Source organism: Rhodohalobacter sulfatireducens, from assembly GCF_022012475.1.
GTDB lineage: Bacteria > Bacteroidota > Rhodothermia > Balneolales > Balneolaceae > Rhodohalobacter > Rhodohalobacter sulfatireducens.
This window is the reverse complement of the sequence record NZ_JAKLWS010000003.1, coordinates 185,254-203,682: the sequence shown is the minus strand read 5'-3', so window position 1 is coordinate 203,682 and position 18,429 is coordinate 185,254. Positions and strand designations below refer to the sequence as shown.

17 protein-coding genes and 2 tRNA genes are annotated in these 18,429 nt (G+C 41.0%); 9 read left to right on the top strand and 10 right to left on the bottom strand.

Going from position 1 to position 18,429, the window contains the following annotated elements; genetic code table 11:
• Positions 1-2: 2 nt before the first annotated feature.
• The gene (gene brxL, locus L6773_RS04240; protein ID WP_237852608.1) at positions 3-2,042 is read left to right on the top strand and encodes a BREX system Lon protease-like protein BrxL; all 2,040 of its coding nucleotides are present in this window, start codon (positions 3-5) and stop codon (positions 2,040-2,042) included.
• Positions 2,043-2,114: 72 nt separating this feature from the next.
• Entirely contained in the window at positions 2,115-3,086 is a 972-nt protein-coding gene (locus tag L6773_RS04235) for a 5'-nucleotidase (protein WP_237852607.1), read from the top strand.
• A gap of 53 nt (positions 3,087-3,139) precedes the next feature.
• Here the strand turns inward: L6773_RS04235 and L6773_RS04230 are convergent, their stop codons facing one another.
• Positions 3,140-4,483 (bottom strand): Y-family DNA polymerase, encoded by a 1,344-nt coding sequence (locus L6773_RS04230; RefSeq protein ID WP_237852606.1) that lies wholly within the window; start codon positions 4,481-4,483, stop codon positions 3,140-3,142.
• Between the two features lie 72 nt (positions 4,484-4,555).
• On the opposite strand from L6773_RS04230, the gene L6773_RS04225 reads away from it, so the two are divergent.
• Complete coding sequence (locus L6773_RS04225; protein ID WP_237852605.1) at positions 4,556-5,164, top strand: hypothetical protein; 609 nt, start codon at positions 4,556-4,558, stop codon at positions 5,162-5,164.
• Positions 5,165-5,287: 123 nt separating this feature from the next.
• On the opposite strand, the gene L6773_RS04220 is transcribed toward L6773_RS04225, so the two are convergent.
• The 7 genes from L6773_RS04220 to L6773_RS04190 all read right to left on the bottom strand — a co-directional run bounded on the left by L6773_RS04220 (position 5,288) and on the right by L6773_RS04190 (position 12,294).
• Entirely contained in the window at positions 5,288-6,241 is a 954-nt protein-coding gene (locus L6773_RS04220) for a hypothetical protein (protein ID WP_237852604.1), read from the bottom strand.
• A gap of 91 nt (positions 6,242-6,332) precedes the next feature.
• Positions 6,333-6,767 (bottom strand): hypothetical protein, encoded by a 435-nt coding sequence (locus L6773_RS04215; protein WP_237852603.1) that lies wholly within the window; start codon positions 6,765-6,767, stop codon positions 6,333-6,335.
• A gap of 108 nt (positions 6,768-6,875) precedes the next feature.
• On the bottom strand, positions 6,876-8,075 hold the full coding sequence (locus tag L6773_RS04210; protein WP_237852602.1) for a tyrosine-type recombinase/integrase: 1,200 nt from the start codon (positions 8,073-8,075) through the stop codon (positions 6,876-6,878).
• Between the two features lie 222 nt (positions 8,076-8,297).
• Positions 8,298-8,371, bottom strand: a tRNA-Arg gene (locus L6773_RS04205).
• Positions 8,372-8,464: 93 nt separating this feature from the next.
• Positions 8,465-8,538 (bottom strand) — tRNA-Arg (locus L6773_RS04200).
• A 139-nt stretch (positions 8,539-8,677) separates the two neighbouring features.
• Positions 8,678-8,908, bottom strand: coding sequence for a hypothetical protein (locus L6773_RS04195; protein ID WP_237852601.1), 231 nt, complete (start codon positions 8,906-8,908; stop codon positions 8,678-8,680).
• Between the two features lie 101 nt (positions 8,909-9,009).
• Entirely contained in the window at positions 9,010-12,294 is a 3,285-nt protein-coding gene (locus L6773_RS04190; RefSeq protein WP_237852600.1) for a S41 family peptidase, read from the bottom strand.
• A gap of 262 nt (positions 12,295-12,556) precedes the next feature.
• Between L6773_RS04190 and L6773_RS04185 the strand changes: the two genes are divergently transcribed.
• Together L6773_RS04185 and L6773_RS04180 are read left to right on the top strand one after the other, a co-directional pair.
• A complete protein-coding gene (locus L6773_RS04185) occupies positions 12,557-13,333 on the top strand; it encodes a 3-keto-disaccharide hydrolase (RefSeq protein WP_237852599.1) in 777 nt (258 codons plus the stop codon).
• 165 nt (positions 13,334-13,498) lie between these two features.
• On the top strand, positions 13,499-14,041 hold the full coding sequence (locus L6773_RS04180; protein WP_237852598.1) for a YceI family protein: 543 nt from the start codon (positions 13,499-13,501) through the stop codon (positions 14,039-14,041).
• 347 nt (positions 14,042-14,388) lie between these two features.
• Here the strand turns inward: L6773_RS04180 and ahcY are convergent, their stop codons facing one another.
• Positions 14,389-15,690: an adenosylhomocysteinase gene (ahcY, locus tag L6773_RS04175; RefSeq protein ID WP_237852597.1), complete on the bottom strand. Its 1,302-nt coding sequence runs from the start codon at positions 15,688-15,690 to the stop codon at positions 14,389-14,391.
• Positions 15,691-15,765: 75 nt separating this feature from the next.
• Complete coding sequence (locus tag L6773_RS04170) at positions 15,766-16,290, bottom strand: TlpA family protein disulfide reductase (protein ID WP_237852596.1); 525 nt, start codon at positions 16,288-16,290, stop codon at positions 15,766-15,768.
• Between the two features lie 185 nt (positions 16,291-16,475).
• Between L6773_RS04170 and lhgD the strand changes: the two genes are divergently transcribed.
• The 4 genes from lhgD to L6773_RS21695 all read left to right on the top strand — a co-directional run bounded on the left by lhgD (position 16,476) and on the right by L6773_RS21695 (position 18,381).
• Positions 16,476-17,678, top strand: a complete 1,203-nt coding sequence (gene lhgD / locus L6773_RS04165) for an L-2-hydroxyglutarate dehydrogenase (RefSeq protein ID WP_237852595.1) — start codon at positions 16,476-16,478, stop codon at positions 17,676-17,678.
• 89 nt (positions 17,679-17,767) lie between these two features.
• Positions 17,768-18,031, top strand: a complete 264-nt coding sequence (locus tag L6773_RS04160) for a type II toxin-antitoxin system Phd/YefM family antitoxin (protein ID WP_237852594.1) — start codon at positions 17,768-17,770, stop codon at positions 18,029-18,031.
• Positions 18,012-18,152, top strand: a complete 141-nt coding sequence (locus L6773_RS21700) for a PIN domain-containing protein (protein WP_369431219.1) — start codon at positions 18,012-18,014, stop codon at positions 18,150-18,152. Before L6773_RS04160 ends, L6773_RS21700 begins: the two co-directional genes overlap by 20 nt.
• Complete coding sequence (locus L6773_RS21695; protein WP_369431217.1) at positions 18,112-18,381, top strand: PIN domain-containing protein; 270 nt, start codon at positions 18,112-18,114, stop codon at positions 18,379-18,381. Before L6773_RS21700 ends, L6773_RS21695 begins: the two co-directional genes overlap by 41 nt.
• The last annotated feature ends 48 nt before the right edge of the window (positions 18,382-18,429 follow it).

Here is an 18,429-nt window from a genome sequence, read left to right as displayed (position 1 = left end):
CTATGAAAGAACTCGATCAAAAAATTAACGAACTCTTTGCCGGGAAGGTTGTCCGTAAAGATCTGACAAACCTGATCAAAGGCAATGCAAGTATTCCGACCTATGTGTTGGAGTACCTGTTGGGACAGTATGCAGCTACTGATGATGAGGAAACTATTCGTGAAGGGGTTGAAACGGTTAAAAGTATTATTACCAAGCACTTTGTTCATCGCGATGAAGCACAGGTCATTAAATCGACGGTTCGGGAACGGGGTTCACATCGGATTATTGATAAAGTAGCTGTAAAGCTTAACGACAAGAAAGACATCTATGAAGCCTACTTTGGAAATCTTGGCCTGAACAAAGTGCCGATCCAGGATTCGTTTGTGAAGAAGCATCCGAAGCTTTTATCGGGCGGCGTTTGGTGCATTGTCACGTTGGGATATCAACCCTCTGAAGAACGCGATGCCATTCCCTGGACCATTGAAAAGCTGAAACCCATTCAGATTTCAGGTGTTGATCTTGATGAGTATAAAGAGCTTCGACAGAAGTTCACAACGGAAGAGTGGATCAATTTACTGATGCAATCCATTGGTTTAAACCCCGAAGAATTTTCTGACCGATCCAAACTTCTACAGTTGGCCAGGCTGATTCCTTTTGCGGAGAAGAATTACAACTTGATTGAACTCGGCCCAAAAGGAACCGGTAAGTCTCACCTCTATTCAGAACTTTCCCCTCATGGTATTTTGATCTCCGGTGGTGAAGTATCCAAAGCAAAGCTGTTTGTAAACAACAGCACCGGGGAGATCGGACTGGTCGGTTATTGGGATGTGGTTGCCTATGATGAATTTGCCGGTAAAACGAAGAAAGCAGACCGCGGCCTGGTAGATATTCTGAAAAACTATATGGCCAACAAAAACTTTTCCCGTGGTACACAAGTATATCAGGCTGAAGCGTCGATGGTATATGTTGGTAATACCGATCACTCCGTCCCCTACATGCTCAAGCACAGTGATCTATTCGATGCCCTTCCGAAAGACTATTATGATTCAGCCTTCCTGGATCGTATTCACTGCTATCTGCCCGGTTGGGAAGTACAAAAGCTTCGCAACGAAATGTTTACAAGTGATTACGGTTTCATTGTGGACTATCTCGCGGAGATCATGAAAGACCTTCGTAAAGAGGATTACATGAAATCCTATCAGCAGTACTTCGAACTTTCAGACAGCATCACCACACGTGACAAAACGGCCATTGAAAAGACGTTCTCTGGTTTAATCAAGGTGATCTATCCACATGGAGAGTTTAGCGCCTCTGATGCCAAAGAGCTGCTTGATTTTGCCATTGAGGGCAGAAAGCGTGTGAAGGATCAGCTCCGGAAGATGGACGAAACCTTTAATGATGAAGTGGTTCGCTTTCAGTATAAAACTGATGACGGAAGTGTTCAAAAGATCGAGACGTTGGAGGTCATAGAGTATGGCGATCACAAGTTAAATATTCCCGCGGGAGGTGAAACGGATGGCGAAGGGGAAAACATACCAAATGAAGACCTGGCAGAAGAGAAGAAAGAGAAGTCCAAGAAAGAATTAAAAGAGGGTCAGAAGATCATTCGAGAAAATCAGACCGGAGTTAGCTACCAGAAGCTATTCGGTGATTATTTAGAGGACGCAACAGAGATTGAAGTTATTGATCCGTACATCCGGCTCCCCTATCAACTGAAGAACTTCATGGAGCTGGCCCGGTTGATCGCGGAATTAAAAGAGCCGGATGAAGAAGTGTCTATCCATCTGAAAACAAATAACAACGAAGAGTATCTTGAAAATGCGAGGGAAGCATTCTCGGATATGAGCGACTCCCTGGAGCCCATCGGAGTGAAGTTTACCTATGAATTTGACGAAGACCTGCATGACAGATCCATCACATTGGATAATGGATGGAAAATAGTTTTGGGCAGAGGCTTAGATATCTTTCAAAAAACAAACGGATGGTTCGATATTGCCGATCACTACCAGGAAGTGAGGAAGTGCAAGGGGTGTGAGATTACGTATTTGAGGGAGGGTTAAATATTAATGACGTTAGCCCTTCTATCTGTAAGAATCCATTAAGAGCTATAATGATCTACAAATTATTAAAACATGCCATATCCGATAGATAGAAAATTAGTTGTTGGGATTTCTTCTAATGCTCTTTTTGATTTGGAGGATGAAGATAGAATATTCAAGAATAAAGGATTGACTGCCTACAAAGAGCATCAAATTGAAAAGCGAGATTCAATTCTTGATAAAGGGCTGGCATTTCCATTTATCAAGAGATACTTAAATATTAACAAGGTCTATAAGGAAGAAGAACCAGTAGAAGTAGTATTAATTTCAAAAAATAGTCCTGAGACAGGAGTTAGAATATTCAACTCGATAAAAGAGTATGGATTGGATATAAGCAGAGCTGCCTTTACTTCAGGAGAATCTCCTTACGAATATATCCCACCTTACAATATTTCTTTATTTTTGTCCACAAGTGAGAATGATGTTCTGAATGCCATCAATGCGGGTTATCCTGCAGGTAGAATTATCAAATCAAATGTATTGGATGTTGAGGAAGAAAAAGACTTAGAGTTAAGAGTTGCCTTTGATTTTGATGGTGTATTAATTGACGATGAAGCTGAAAAGGTCTATAAAGAAACTGAACAGTTATCAATGTTTCATCAGTATGAGACAAAAAAACTTGAAACACCACATAATCCGGGTTTAATGGCAGATTTTTTTAAGAAATTGTCATTTTTCCAGAAACTGGAATCAAAAAAACAGGAAGAAAATTCATCTTATAAAAAGATTTTAAAAACTGCGATTGTTACAGCTCGAAATGCACCTTCCCATGGGCGTGCAATTAATACACTTGAGCATTGGGGTGTTTCGGTAGACAAGATGTTTTTTCTTGGGGGTATTGAGAAAAAAAGAGTTTTAGAAACCCTTAAACCTCATTTATTTATTGATGATCAATTGTCCCACTTAGATGATACTTTAGAAAATATTACTCTTGTACATCTTCCTTTTGGAGTCGCAAATGCAGAGTCAAAAAGTTCCTTACCCAAGGCTACGAACAAGAATTAAAGATTGTAATCATCAAACAAAATATAATCTCAATTCTTGTTTGTATCTACAACTCATACATTCCTCTCCAAAAAATGCGTATTTCCTTCCACCCGATGTAGCGTATTTGCCTTCGTAATTACCTTCGGCCCAAACCGGTTTTTGATCTTATCCACAGCTTTTGTCCTGGCCACTTTATCCTCATCATCCTGGAAGAAGACATTTAGTTGATTCGTCTTGTCGATCTTATGCGTACCCAGGCCAATATTTCGGATCTCCAGCCCATGTTCACACGCTTTTTGAATGGCCGGTTCTACCTTGTCCGTCAACGCGATGTACACGTAATCATCAATACTCGTATGGGCTTCGGTTACGAATCGAAATCCAACTCCCGGTTTATCCTGTTCATTGAATCCAAACATACCTGAATAGGAGTTGGCACGAATGCCGTAGGCTCTCATGCGGTAGCAGATCTGCTGGACTGCAATGGCATACTCTCCTTTAATCCTTTCCACGTCCGTAGAGCCTTCTGAAAAGGTGTGGCCGTAGCTCACCCCCTGTTTAGGTTTGTAATCCTCTGAGATCTCTTCCAACACCCGACCCTGGTCTTTTCCGGTAATGGTCTGGTAGAGCATCTTTCCAAAGTTGGCACCGAACAGGCGCGCGAAGGTGTGAATGTTGCCGCGTTCGGCCACGTCTCCGATGGTTTTATACCCTTCGGCCAGGATATGTTCGTGCCGTCTTCGGCCTACGCCCCAAACTTCATCCAGGTCCAGCGGCCAGATTTGGGTTCGTTCATCCTCGTCAGATAGGAGCAAGGTTCGTCCTTTGGGTTTATCTAAGCTGCTTGAAAGTTTAGCGTATGTTTTGGAACGGGCAATTCCTACAGCTCCCACCAGTTTTGTAACCTCGTAAATGCGTTCCTGTAGCCGTCGGGCAAACTCGTCAATCTCTTTTCGGGATTTGTCCTTCAGGAAATCCACCTCCATAAAGTATTCATCCATACTGTAGCGTTCTACAACCGGAGCAAACTCCTTAAAAATAAAATGTACCTGCTTGGAGATGGCCGTATAAGCATCATAATCCACCTGGAGCATACAGACGTGAGGACAAATCTTCCAGGCTTCGTAAGCACTCATGCCGGTCATGATACCGAAGCTTCGAGCCTCGTAGCTGGCCGTGGCTACGATCCCCTTGACCTGCCCGTTCTCCTTCCGCCACCCTCCAATAATCAATGGGAGTCCATATAAACTCTTTCGAAGTTGCTCGACCTGAGCGTAGAAACAAGCAAAATCAAAGTGAAGGTACAGCCTCTCTTTCCGGGACTTGTGCTGATGCTCCGGATAGATGGTATTGTAGAGTGTAATCCGGTGGACATCGTGTTCGGGTTGGTAGGAATGTTCTTTGTTCTTTCTCATAAATATTCTCGAAACCTATTGATATGTGTAATATATGTGTGTAGGTTGCTTTGACCAAATGTAATGACGGTCATGAATGATTTTCCTCTTGTAGAAATGCTGGCTTTTTTTACCCGGTTTGAGACGAAACCGGATGCCGACTGGCGGTTACCCTATCGACGGGATCTGCAACGCGTGCGTTCCTGTCACTGCAAAGAGAAAGGTGGAGTTCGTAAATCTTATTATACCATTGATACCAAACAAGGAGAGAGGTTTGATCTGGTCTTCAATGAACAGGAATTGCTTTGGTCGCTGGACAAATCCACCGGCTATGAAGACAAAGCAATTGACCGGGTACTGGCACTGGTGGACCGGCATAAGCATAAACCATCACGGGCACATCGAGTCATTCCGTACCGGTTTGAATTGCTGCCGGAAGAACTGGCCAAAAAAACCTATGACGGTACTGAAAAGCCGTTAATCCACCGAATGCAGCCCTACCGATTTCGATCCGGAAAAATCCCCTCTACACAGGTATTTGGGATTCCAACCATCCATATGGAAAACACCATGATTACCAAAGAGCTAAACTACGTCGTGGAAACCGATCAGCACCGGTTTTTTCACCTGGTGTACATCCTGGATGAGATGGACTGGCGGTTTATGCAGGAAGTGGATGAGGAGTTTTTCTTTGTGAGGTGAAAAGTGCTTCGGGTAAGACTGTCAATGTAATTAATTAGCAGAGGGTTAAAGTTATTGTGATTTTTAGATAATAATTATGGGTTTTAATGATGGGAGGAAATTAATTTAGGGAATTTTTTGATTTTACTCTTCTATAGATTCTTGTCCTTGATTTAAAATAAAATACCAAGCTGCAAAACCACCTGGAATAAGACTCTGTACAGCAATATTTAGAAATGTAAAAGGACTAATTAATATGAGTAATACTGATATAATAAGAGATAATAGGATCATTGATTTAATTACAGGTCCTCGAATAGACAAACTGTAGTTATGCATCAATGATGGAATTAAAATTAATAAAATTGCAATCTGTGTGAATAAGTTAATCAACCAATTCCGATCCTTTACAAATGTATAATCGTAAATATTCAAATCTTTGTTAATAGTTTTTAATGAGTCTTGTAGTGAAGCTAAATTATTATACGCTTTATAATAATTACGAATCTCAAATTTTTCTTTACTAATAGACTTTGTTTGTATGAGAAAATTACCTGGCTCAAACCAATGATAATATTTCACCTCTGGTTCTTCAGCAACTCTCTGAATTTTGATTTCAATATCTTTGTATCTGCTATATAAATTACTCAATTCACTTCTTGAGTTATTTGGTGAGTAAAGATTGAATTTAGATTTCAGTTTTTGAATTAGTGGTTCAATATCATCATCGAGGGATTTATTTATAACATAATTGCCCAGTCTATAATAAATAGTGGACCACCCATTGAGCTTAAAGTCATTTGTGGAGTTAATGAATAGCTTTGCATAAATGCCTTTACTTTCGGGATTCTCGTAATACTTCTTCCTTGGATCTAATTCTTCAGAATAAAATTTAAGATACTCATTAGATAAACTGTCTTTCTTGATTATCCAGTCAGTTCTTTCAAATTCGGGAAGTGTATAGATAAGCTCATCATATTCTTGTTCATACAATTCAATGAATTGAGTTGCATCATCAATTTCCTTTGATTGGGAATAGCTTAATAAAGCCATTTGTAATGAAAAATAAATTGCAAAGACAATCTTTATAAAATTCAATTGTAAAACAATGTATTACATTAATGGATATTTATTTAGGCATCAAAAACTAAGATAGTATAGTTTATCACTAACAATTCAGCAATTTTTATTAATCATGCATATGAATCTCGATTTTATGAACTCCCCCTCCAATTTCATGAATGATTTCATTAACAGTGAAATATGAGCTTCCAAATTTTACTGGGATAAGTGAATGCAGAAAGACAGTTTCTCCAATCCGTGGTATCCATTCTAAGGATTCAATACCCACTATTTCCATCTCGTTATTAGAAACAGCAAGTAGCCAGATCTCGGTTTCTTTAATGTTGTATGCTTTTGGAGACCAAAGCTGTCGTTGAAATTCTTCAAAAAGTTCGTTCATCAATTCCATCAGACTGATTCTATTCATACCCAGAGCTTTCAATAAATCCTTCTGTAGAGGTGGTGAATTCTCTTCTGATTGATACTTGCGTAACTCAGTAAATAGTGGAGCATATTTGGATTTATCTCCAAGAAATTTATCCAAGAATTGGAATTCATACATAAAGATGTGGATTAACCTGCTATACTTTAGCTTCATCAAGGAACTATGAGAAAATGAACGGCTATAGTGATAATGAGAAAATAGTTGAAAAACTCAAGGCACTGTATTTTAATCGCTATCTTTTTTATTTGTAAGCCGGTTCATTTTGTCTTTCAGGTGTTTCGCGGTTAGGTGAGTGTATTTTTCAGTAACACGTTGGTTGGAGTGTCCAGCTAAGAATGCAGCATCGGCAGTTGAAAGCCCGAGTTCAATCCAGGACGTAACCGCACGGTGTCTCATTCCATGCAGTGTACGCGAAGATGGCACATCGGCAAGTTCTGCATAACGCTTAAACTCTTTGTACACTACTTGACCGCTTACCGGCCTTCCTTTAAATCGGCCACCGAAATAGATGAAGACATATTCATCCTGGTCTACTTCACCGCGCACTTTCAAATATCGATCCAGTTCTTTTTTCAGGATTGGATGGATTGGTATCTCTTTCTCTTTGCGTCCCTTCCCTGGCGGTATGTATATATACTCCAGTTCTTTGTTCTTAAAGATCAAGTTCTCTCCTTTCAGTCCGGAGTAAGGCAGATCCGAACTATACCCTGCCTCATGCTTCCGCAATCCAGCAAAGGTGTAAAGGCACATAATAGGCCGGAACCAATATTGAACCTTCTTAGCGTCAAAATCTGGCCGTTTCGATTTTCGTACCAGTTCTTCACCGTATGCTTTAAACACCTGGTAGAGTTCTTCGAGCGTAATCATCTTAGGCCTGGTAGATTCTTTCTTTTTAGGCATCTTCTTTTTAATCGCATCAAAGAAGTCAAAATCAACAATGTTATTGTCCAGCATCCAGTTCCACCAAGCACGAAAATGACGGAAGTAATAATGCCTTGTCTGAATCGATATATCATCTTTAAAAATGATATTCTCAAAATGATCTATTCGCATTTCAATGGGATGGTGAAAAGCAATTCCATTGTGATCGATAAAGTGTTGTATAGCCCATTCATACGCTTCAACCGTTTTACTTGATAAATGCTTCTTCGATTTCAGGAAGGCTTCAAGCGATTCCTGGACTGTATTGCATTTCGTATTTTGTTCCTCTTCTTCAAGGCGATTCAATATTTCAATAGGATTGAAATTATCACTAAGCGGATGTATCCGGCCATTCTTTTCCAGCTTTTCAAGTTTCTCAAGACGTTTTTCAGCAACATCCTTTCGCTTAGTTTTTAGTGTACGGGTAATAGTTAACTCTTTTCCGTACTCAACTATATGATATCGCACGTACCATGTATTTCTTCTTTTTTTAAGATATGCCATGAAATCATATGCTCTTTGATTAATAATTTGTGTACCCCAAACGTGTACCCCAACGGGATTTGTACCCCTAACGTGTACCCCAAAAGATGTTACCAAATTGTACTTTTAAATACAAATAAGGTGATATTTGGTAATATTCAATTACAATAAAATCACCGTTTGTTTAACCTAAAGGCATAAAAAAAGCCGGAAATCGCTAAATTTCCGGCTTTAAAAGAAAAGTACACCCGACAAGATTCGAACTTGTAACCGCCTGATTCGTAGTCAGGTACTCTATCCAGTTGAGCTACGGGTGCAGAAGAATAATGACGAATGTCGAACACTGAATATTGAATTCTGAAATACTTCAACATTCGAAATTCCTTGTTCGCTATTCGATATTCAGTAAGTACGCCCGGAAGGATTTGAACCCTCAACCTTCTGATCCGAAGTCAGACGCTCTATCCAGTTGAGCTACGGGCGCAAATAAGAGTTCAGGTTTCCCTGAAAAATCAAAGACTAGAAAAATAAGCGTTTTCAACTTTGGAAACAACCAAAGCTATCCCCTTAATTCTCCGTGATGCGGAAAATATCAATCAAATGGTGATCTGAATAAAGAATTCTCAATTATCAAGCGTGAAATCTATTCTCTCAATCAGGCTTTCATAGGCTTCATCGAGTGTGTCTCCAACAGCTATAATAACAAGTCCATTTCTGTTGGATGCACTTACCTCGTATGAAAATTCTGGTTTTTGAGAACTTTTAAATAATCGAAACCCCCTGTATCCAGTGGTTTTCATAATATTTACACGTTCCTGAAGTGCTGATCGTCTATCAAGGATACGTTCTTCCATGGCATCCTCCTTTCTCTCTGCATTCTAAATGATCTCTCCTCCCTTTTAAAGAGAGTATACATTTAAAATACAAAGAACTTTTCAAACAGACTTCATAATGATCAGTTTTCTTCTCTCAGCCCATCTGCCGTCCGGTCTTCATAATCCGGTGCCGGTGTCATTTCATTTGAGTCTTCATCAACCTGGCTCATCACTTCTTCTACAACTCTTTCGATTTGTGGATCGCGACCTTCCATTAATAAATTCGGGTCATCCCAAACTTCTATATCAGGCCGAACACCCTCTCCTTCCCAGAACCAATGTCCGTCGTTATCATAGAGCCGTGCACCCGGAACGGTTATAAAACCTCCATCAACTAACTGGTGTCCTGTTGCAGGGCCTACTAAAATTCCTACGGTTCGCTCCCCAACAATGGGACCGGCCTCAAGTTCCTGGAATGCCCATGGCAAAGCATCTCCACCGGAACCGGCCCAGCCATTAATCAACATTCCCATCGGACCTGTGTTCGTTTTGATGGGTTGGGTATGATCGCGTCCATGGCGCCAATGCAGATTGTAAACAACAGGACGCTGCATTAACTCGAGAAATCGATCCGCCAATTGGCCGCCACCGTTAAACCGCTCATCAATAATAAATCCCTTCTTGTCGAGCTGACCATAATACATCCGAACCAGTTCAAGTTGCCCCTGAGAAGAGGTGTTCGACATGTAAACATATCCCAACTGGCCATCAGAAAGTAAATCAACCATCTTTCGATTCTCTTCAACCCATTCCTGGTAACGCAATTGAGACTCCTCACCCTGATCCAAAGTCTCAACAATGACTTCCCTGGCATTCTCTGAATCACCATCGCTGCTCACTGTCAACGATACTGTTTCACCGTCTAATCCTTCAAAAGGTGCATATGGATCTTTATTTGGGTCTAATTCCACACCATTCACCGCATGGATATAATCTCCTTCTGAGATCTCAACTCCGGGACGATCCAATGGTGAGCGAACTTCAGTATCCCATGCAGCGGGTTTTACAATTCGTTTGATTCGATACAGGCCATCATCCAGCTCCCAGTCGATTCCAAGGTAACCGGTTCCGCGATACTCTACATTTTCGGTATCGCCGCCGGCAGTGTAGGTATGTCCAGCACTCAATTCAGCTTGCATATTCGATTGAATGTTTGTGATATCCCAGCGGGTTCGCGCATCATCGATCAACGCTCCGTACCGGTCTCGCATCTCTTCCCAGTCCACTTGCTGCATTTCCGGATCATAAAAGAAATCGCGGTATCGCCGCCAGGTATCGTTAAATATTTGCCGCCACTCTTCTTTAGGAACCAAGTCCATCACTAAACCGTCAGTCGGAATCGGCTCTTCAATACTTTGCCCCGGCATTGGCTGAATCACTCCATACTGACCTCGGCTTGATACTAGGATTGCCTTTCCATCAGCGGTTTGTACGGCTGAGCTCACTCCATCCATAATGGTGATCTCTTCCCTCTCCTCAAAGTCGTATGCCATCAATGTTGGAGGACCGTTATTAGCGCCGGTATTTGGATATCTCAAGTAAGCCAGTTTACCCTCGAAAGGCATCAGGTTGCCGATATTACCGGCAGCGGGCGGGAGAATAGAAATTCGTGTCTCAAAACCATCGAACTCAATGTTGGTTGAACTCTCTTCTTCTTCAACGTTCTCCTCCTCTTCAGAAGCCTCCTCTTCTGTACTCTCTTCTTCTGATTCTTCATCCAGGTCCAATGCGTCATTCTTTGGTTGAAGGAGTGTTGGCGTATCAGATGTAAGGCTTACCGCTGCAATTCGTGTTGAGTTGGGATAGATCCAGGTGTTGTCCATGTCGGAATAGGCGGCATCGAATTCGCGGTTCGTCAGATAGAACAGGTATTTCCCATCCGTACTAAATACGGGATCACTGTCTGAGTAAAATCCACTGGTAGCCTGGTGCAGTTCTTCGGTTTCCGTATCAAAAAGCATCACAGCATTATTTGCATTATCAAGGCCTTTTCTGAAGCCGAGCCATTTAGAATCAGGCGACCATGAAATAGAATATCCCTGACGGCCACTATGCGTGATATTCCAATTTGTATCGCCCGCCTCGGTTACATCACCACTTTCTGCATCGATAACATAGATTGTATTCGTCTCATCAATAAAAGCAATCTTTTCGCTATCGGGCGACCAGTACAGCCTGTAGCCATAGCCCTCTTCGCGATCTGTCAACCGGCGTGCTTCTGAATCCCTGTTTACATCCCGGATATAAATTTCATATTCGCCGTTCTTATCACTCCAGTATGCGATTTGCTGACCATTGGGCGACCATGCAGGTTCACGGTCAAAAGCTCCACTCGACTTTGTAAGATTCTTTGAAAATCCTTCTTTAACAGGAACGTTAAAAAGTTCTCCCCGCGCTTCAAATACAATTCGTTTTCCACCGGGTGAGGCTGTCATATTTGATATATTGTTGCTCACATTCTCACTTCTGGGCATCTCGTTGGAAAGATCGCTCACTACATTTACATCCACTGTTTCATATTCATGGGTCTCTAAATCCATCAAATACAATTCACCGCCAACCTCAAAAACAAGATCACTTGGGCCGGCGGAAAGAAATGAAATGTCGAAATCGCTGAAATCGGTTAGCTGAGTCGTCTCTTCCGTCTCAGTGTTATAAGCCCACACATTCAGTCTGAAATTCTCGCCGCGGTCTGATAAGAAATAAACCGTATCTCCCGCCCAGGCCGGCTTGCCATCATTAATCTCGTTATCGGTAATTTTTTCAACCTCATTTTCATCGGAATCATAAATCAGAATGTCGGATTCCAAACCACCCTTGTAACGTTTAAAGGGATAGTTTTCCGTGATTTTTGTTATATACGCCAATTTACTTCCATCCGGCGAATAACTTGCCAACTCGCCATATGGTATTTCCAGTTGTTCCGGGAATCCACCATCCTTATCCACTAAATAAAACTTATTGGAACCTCGCTGCCCCATGTGTCTTCTGGATGCAAACAGAAGATGTTCTCCATCCGGGTGCCATTCAATCATTCGGTCACTGTGTGACTGGTAAGTTACACGTGTGGGTATTCCTCCATCAACGGGAATTACGTAAATATCATCGTTACCATTGTAGCTTGCCGTGTATGCAATATGTTCTCCATCCGGCGAAAATTTCGGCCATGTCTCCACACCCTGCGATCTTGTTACCTGAACTGCTGTACCCCCCTCTTTCGGAACCAGCCAGATATCTCCTCCATAAACAAACACAATGTCTGTTTCAGAGACATCCATGTACTGCATTAATTTTGCACTGATTTGACCAAACGCAGATTGCGATACTACAAATAACGCAACTATTAGTAGAATACCCTTTTTCATAAGAATAGAATTCAATTAATGTTTATCTGTTCTCGAGCAAATTGTATAAAGCACAAATTAGAAAAAGAAGAAAAGATGTCATAATTGTTCTGTTTCAAATCTTGTGCTGATTCACTCAACGGACACGTTCTAAAACCTTATTTGTTTCACATTTTTTTTCATTCTTTTCTGTTCTATTTTTTTGTCGAATCCTTTTTTCTACACTACTTTTAAGAATGTCTTCTTGTGACTTTTACATAACTTTTAACTAAAACACTTATTGATGAAAGCTCTTCCTAATCCAACTAATATTATTATATCGCTCTGTACTGCTTCACTCTTAATTTTTGTATTTGCATTCACCTCTACGCCTTCAGATGAAACCATTGCCCAAAATGAATGGGTCACTCTTTTTAACGGAGAAGATCTCTCAGGATGGATGATTCCTGAAGGGGATAACGGCCACTGGAGAGTAGTAGATGGAGTCATCGATTATGATGCAATGAGTGAAGCCGAAGGAGACAAGGCTCTCTGGTCAGACCAGGAGTATGAAGATTTTGTTCTGAAAGTTGACTGGCGTATCACGGAAACACCTTACACAAATCCTAATGTACCTATCGTGTTGCCGGATGGATCTCACAAACTGGATGAAAATGGCGAAGTGATCCGAATGGCGGTACCCGATTCTGATTCCGGAATTTATATCCGGGGAACTTCAAAAGCCCAGGTTAACATCTGGAACTGGCCAATCGGTTCAGGTGAAGTCTATGGTTATAGAATGGATTCTTCTATGCCTCGGGCTGTTCGCGCCGGTGTAACACCATCGATCAATGCTGACAATAATATTGGCGAGTGGAACACTTTTATAATTACTGTTGAAGATGAATACTTGACCGTTGAATTGAATGGTCATAAGGTATTGGATCATGCGCACCTGCCCGGTCTCCCCGAATCAGGTAAAATAGCGCTGCAACATCACGGCAGCCAAAATGAAAGTGGCGAATGGGTAAGCCCGCCATCACTGGTGCAGTTTAAGAACATTTCTATTATGGAATTATAAATTCGATTCAAATCGCAGGGGCAATTCAAGATTTGTCCCTGCAATCTAACCTCTCTTCTGCCTCTCTATAGTCTTCATCAATAAAATTTATTTGTCCCGGAACTTATGTCGCTTTAAATTAGTTTAATATTAAACTATTAAATATTAATTTATAATTGTAAAGCAATGGCAACAGAAACACTTACCAAATGGACAATCGATACAGCTCATTCTGAAATTAACTTCAAAGTGAAGCATCTTGTTATCTCAACTGTAACAGGGAAATTCAACAGTTTTGATGCAACTCTTGAAACGGAAGGAGAGGAATTTGAAGACGCTTCCATCCACTTCGAAGCAGATATCAACAGTATCGACACAAACAATAATGATCGGGATGCACACCTGAAATCAGACGACTTCTTCAATGCGGAAGAACATCCGAAGTTGACATTTGAATCGACTTCATTCAAACAAATTGGTGACGGTCAATACAAACTGATCGGCAATCTCACCATCCGTGGAAATACGAAGCCGGTTGAGCTGGATGCGGTTTATGGCGGAACTGTTCAGGATCCCTACGGAAATACAAAAGCCGGGTTTGAAGTGACAGGGACTATCAACCGAAAGGAATTTGGCCTAAAATGGAATGGCGTAACGGAAGCCGGTAACCTGGTTGTCTCGGAAAGTGTAAAACTGGATCTGAATGTTCAGTTTACGGAAGAGGGGTAACTCGAGTTTAAGACATGGTATTTTTTCCTAATGTATAAATGTACCTCTATGCTATAAGGCAAGTTGAACGGTTGAAACGTATTAATGTTACTAAAAACACCATGTCTCCGAACGGGTGTAACCTATGTCCCAAAAAAATTACAAAGGGGAAAAATATTATACCTTTAAAGACATGGTATTTTTTCTCATTGGCACAAATTATAGTGCTGTATCTAAATGATTTTTATGAAAAACATTTCTTTACAGATTCTAAAAATACCATGTCTAAGTTACCCCTGACTGATAAAAAAAGCCCGTCCTGAGAACTTAAGACGGGCTTTTTAATTGTTTATTGTTAGGCCAAAAGATCAATATCTGTAATGATCTGGTTTATATGGCCCTTCTTTTGGAACTCCTATATATTCAGATTGATCTTCAGTGAGTTCCTCTAAATCCACACCAATTTTTTGAAGGTGCAGTCGCGCTACTTTCTCGTCGAGATGTTTTGGTAAAACGTGTACATCCACGTCAAATTCCTCATTCCAGAGTGCAATCTGGGCGAGTGTTTGATTGGTGAAACTATTACTCATCACAAAGCTTGGATGCCCCGTAGCATTGCCCAGGTTCATCAGGCGGCCTTGTGAAAGAAGAATCAGCTCTTTGCCATCTTCAAACCTGAAAAGATCTACCTGAGGCTTGATATTCTCTTCCTCAGCATTGTCCTTCAGCCATTTCACGTCAATCTCATTGTCAAAGTGACCAATGTTACCGACAATTGCTTTGTCTTTCATTAATCTGAAATGTTCTTCAGTGAGAATGTCTTTGTTCCCTGTTGCAGTTATAAAGATGTCTCCCTCTTTCGCCGCATCTGTCATGCGTTTAACTTCATAACCGTCCATTGCAGCCTGGAGTGCACAGATGGGGTCAATTTCAGTCACGATCACACGCGCACCTGCCCCTCTCAGGGAAGCGGCAGAACCTTTCCCAACATCACCGTAACCGGCTACAACAGCAACTTTTCCGGCCATCATAACATCAGTAGCCCGGCGAATGGCATCGGCACAAGATTCACGGCAACCATACTTGTTGTCAAACTTAGACTTTGTTACCGAATCGTTTACATTTATAGCCGGGATCGTTAGGGTGCCATTTTTCTTCCGGTCGTATAATCGGAGCACACCCGTCGTTGTCTCCTCAGAAATTCCGCGGATATTTTTTGTCAGTTCAGGATAGTCATCTAACACCATATTGGTGAGGTCGCCGCCGTCATCCAAAATCATATTCAACGGTTTGCCGTCTTCAAAGAATAGGGTCTGCTCAATGCACCAGTCATACTCTTCTTCACTCATCCCTTTCCATGCATATACGGGAACACCAGATTTCGCAATGGCGGCAGCTGCATGATCTTGAGTGGAATAAATATTACAAGACGACCACTGAACTTCGGCCCCGAGCTCAACCAATGTTTCAATCAAAACGGCAGTCTGTACAGTCATATGCAAGCAACCTGCAATCCGGGCACCCTTTAGTGGTTTTGAATCTCCAAATTCTTCACGGGTTGCCATCAGTCCCGGCATCTCTGCTTCAGCGAGAGCAATCTCCTGACGACCGAACTTAGCAAGCCCAATGTCTTTAACTTTGTACGGTAATTTTTCTACTTGTTGTTCCATTACTTGTTTATTGGTTTAAAATTTTACGTTAAAACAGTTGTGAATCACAAAAGGTTCGACTCCGAAAAAAGTTTTCTAATCTATCTCAAAATATTGAGCGATCAAATCTTTCGTTTTTTTATAATCCTCCTCTCGCCCATAAGACCCCATCTCAATGGAAACCAGGTTCCCATCAGGGTCAACAAAAACTTTAAAAGGAATTCCACGGCCTCCTAACCTTTGGAAAACTTTATTTTCATCATACAGAAATTCAAAATCATAATCATTTCGTTCAGCGAATACGCGGGCTTCCTCCGGACCTTCATTCATTCCGACTGTAACTGCCAGTACATCAAATTTTTCCGGATATTCCTCGCGCAGATCTTGCATTGCCGGGAATACCTGCAGACATGGACCACACCACGTTTCCCAAAAATCAATAAGAATGAGCTTTCCTTCATATGCATCTATGCTCACTTCGTTGCCATCCAGATCGGTGAACACAGCGTTTTGAACAATGCTCTCTTCCGTTTCATCTTCCTGGTTTTGAGCCTGATTTTCAGACTGCGAATTAGATTCTCCTCCACATCCGTAGAGAAAAACTGGTAGCAGAACTATCAAAAATAAACTGATTCTCTTCATACTAAATATTCCTAAAAGTTTGGTCGTTTAAAATAACAGGATTTAACCTAAAATGTTTAACGATTCTCTAACGGCTTTCTTTCAACATTTCAGCAGTATTAAATCGTGTGAATACTTAATACAATTCTTATATTTATAGCGTTTGAATTTAAAACACACTACTAATGGTTTACGATTTTTTGGTAGCCGGAGCCGGTATTGTTGGATTATCGACGGCTTACAAACTCACAAAAAAATTTCCGGATGCCTCTATTCTTGTTCTCGAAAAAGAAGATCGGGTTGCTGCTCATCAAACCGGTCATAATTCAGGAGTATTACACTCGGGTATCTATTATCAGCCCGGAAGTTACAAGGCAAAGAACTGTGTAGATGGACGTCATCAGATTGTTAAATACTGCCGGGAAAATGGTATTGAGCATGAAATTTGCGGAAAAGTAATTGTAGCCTCTGAAGCTAAAGATCTGCCGCGATTGCATAACCTTTTTGAAAGAGGACTTCAAAATGAAATTGAAGATATCCGCCTCATTGATGAAAGTGAACTGAAAGAAATTGAGCCTTACGTAGCCGGTGTTCAGGCCATTCACGTCCCCTGTTCCGGTATTGTTGATTATGCCGGAGTTTGCCGCTCACTGCATCAAAAACTCAATGAGGCCAATAATTCTGTGTTGTTTGATACTCCGGTGAAAGCTGTGCATCAGACGAATGGATGTTTAACAGTCCAATCCCGAAAGGAGAGTTTCCAGGCAAAACACTTTATAAACTGTACAGGCCTCCACAGCGATCGGGTTGCAAAAGCTTCAGGTATAAAACCGGACATTAAAATAGTGCCTTTCCGGGGTGAGTATTTTGAGCTAACACCCGAGGCCGAACATAAAGTAAAAGGGTTGATCTACCCGATGCCCAATCCCGAGTTTCCATTCCTGGGGGTTCATTTTACCCGTATGGCTCTCGGAGGGGTTGAATGCGGGCCGAACGCCGTTTTTGCTTTTAAACGAGAAGGGTACAATAAGACCTCTTTTGACCTGAAAGATACCCTCGAAACTTTTGATTATCCGGGATTCTGGAAATTGGCCGGCAAACACTGGCAGATGGGGCTTGATGAGATCTACCGATCCTTCTCCAAAAGTGGGTTTTTAAAGAACCTGCAGAAATTAATCCCCTCGATTACACTCAATGACATTAAAAACTCTCCCTCCGGTGTTCGCGCGATGGCTTTAAAACCAGACGGTGAGCTATTAGATGATTTTTATTTTGAGACCACCGACCGCGAAATTCATGTTTTGAACGCTCCGAGTCCGGCGGCTACGGCAGGCTTGTCCATTGGAGATGAAATTGTAAAGAAAGCTCAGCTTTCTTTTTCGCTTTAAAACATTCAGCCTTTTGAATAACTAATAAACATCATATCGTGATTTTTTTATCGTTATTAGATTCATTGGGGTGAATTAATTTTTTCATCATGAAAAAAATCATAGATATACAGGAAGCAGAATCACATCTCTCTGAACTATTAAAGGAAATTATGGAGGGTGGTGAAGTTATTATTTCTCAAAATGATGAGCCTATAGCTGAATTAAAAAAAATCGAAAGATCAAATAAGAGAGAACTCGGCACATTAAAAGGAAAATTGGTTGTACACGGTGATTTTAGTGATGCAGATGAACAGATAGAAGAGATGTTTGATCAAAGCAAACTATTTCCTCATGAAAAGACTATTAATTGACAGTCACATTCTTATATGGGCTTTAACGGAGCCTGACAAGCTTAAATCTAATCATGTACAACTTTTAGAAAATATTTCAAATGAAGTGTTTGTCAGTATTACAACTCTCTGGGAACTTTAAAGCAAGTTTAAAGAAGCTAGAAATACCTGATAATTTACACTCAGAATTAGACAAAAGAACGATCTCTATATTATCTATACAGAAAGAGCACTTAGATATTTTATTGAATCTTCCACATCATTATGGAGATCCCTTTGACAGACTAAATATTGCTCAATCCATATCTGAAGACCTACCTCTCATTAGTTACGACTCATATTTCAAAAAATATCAAGTTGAATTGGTTTAGTTTTAAACTTACACTTCATTTACAATCAGTATTCATAGCAAAAAATTA

Excerpts from the sequence above, each read along its gene's own strand:
- brxL (WP_237852608.1), top strand. The coding sequence starts at position 3 with ATGAAAGAACTCGATCAAAAAATTAACGAACTCTTTGCCGGGAAGGTT.
- L6773_RS04235 (WP_237852607.1), top strand. The coding sequence starts at position 2,115 with ATGCCATATCCGATAGATAGAAAATTAGTTGTTGGGATTTCTTCTAAT.
- L6773_RS04230 (WP_237852606.1), bottom strand. The coding sequence starts at position 4,483 with ATGAGAAAGAACAAAGAACATTCCTACCAACCCGAACACGATGTCCAC.
- L6773_RS04225 (WP_237852605.1), top strand. The coding sequence starts at position 4,556 with ATGAATGATTTTCCTCTTGTAGAAATGCTGGCTTTTTTTACCCGGTTT.
- L6773_RS04215 (WP_237852603.1), bottom strand. The coding sequence starts at position 6,767 with ATGTATGAATTCCAATTCTTGGATAAATTTCTTGGAGATAAATCCAAA.
- L6773_RS04210 (WP_237852602.1), bottom strand. The coding sequence starts at position 8,075 with ATGGCATATCTTAAAAAAAGAAGAAATACATGGTACGTGCGATATCAT.
- L6773_RS04195 (WP_237852601.1), bottom strand. The coding sequence starts at position 8,908 with ATGGAAGAACGTATCCTTGATAGACGATCAGCACTTCAGGAACGTGTA.
- L6773_RS04190 (WP_237852600.1), bottom strand. The coding sequence starts at position 12,294 with ATGAAAAAGGGTATTCTACTAATAGTTGCGTTATTTGTAGTATCGCAA.
- L6773_RS04185 (WP_237852599.1), top strand. The coding sequence starts at position 12,557 with ATGAAAGCTCTTCCTAATCCAACTAATATTATTATATCGCTCTGTACT.
- L6773_RS04180 (WP_237852598.1), top strand. The coding sequence starts at position 13,499 with ATGGCAACAGAAACACTTACCAAATGGACAATCGATACAGCTCATTCT.
- ahcY (WP_237852597.1), bottom strand. The coding sequence starts at position 15,690 with ATGGAACAACAAGTAGAAAAATTACCGTACAAAGTTAAAGACATTGGG.
- lhgD (WP_237852595.1), top strand. The coding sequence starts at position 16,476 with ATGGTTTACGATTTTTTGGTAGCCGGAGCCGGTATTGTTGGATTATCG.
- L6773_RS04160 (WP_237852594.1), top strand. The coding sequence starts at position 17,768 with ATGAAAAAAATCATAGATATACAGGAAGCAGAATCACATCTCTCTGAA.
- L6773_RS21700 (WP_369431219.1), top strand. The coding sequence starts at position 18,012 with ATGAAAAGACTATTAATTGACAGTCACATTCTTATATGGGCTTTAACG.
- L6773_RS21695 (WP_369431217.1), top strand. The coding sequence starts at position 18,112 with ATGAAGTGTTTGTCAGTATTACAACTCTCTGGGAACTTTAAAGCAAGT.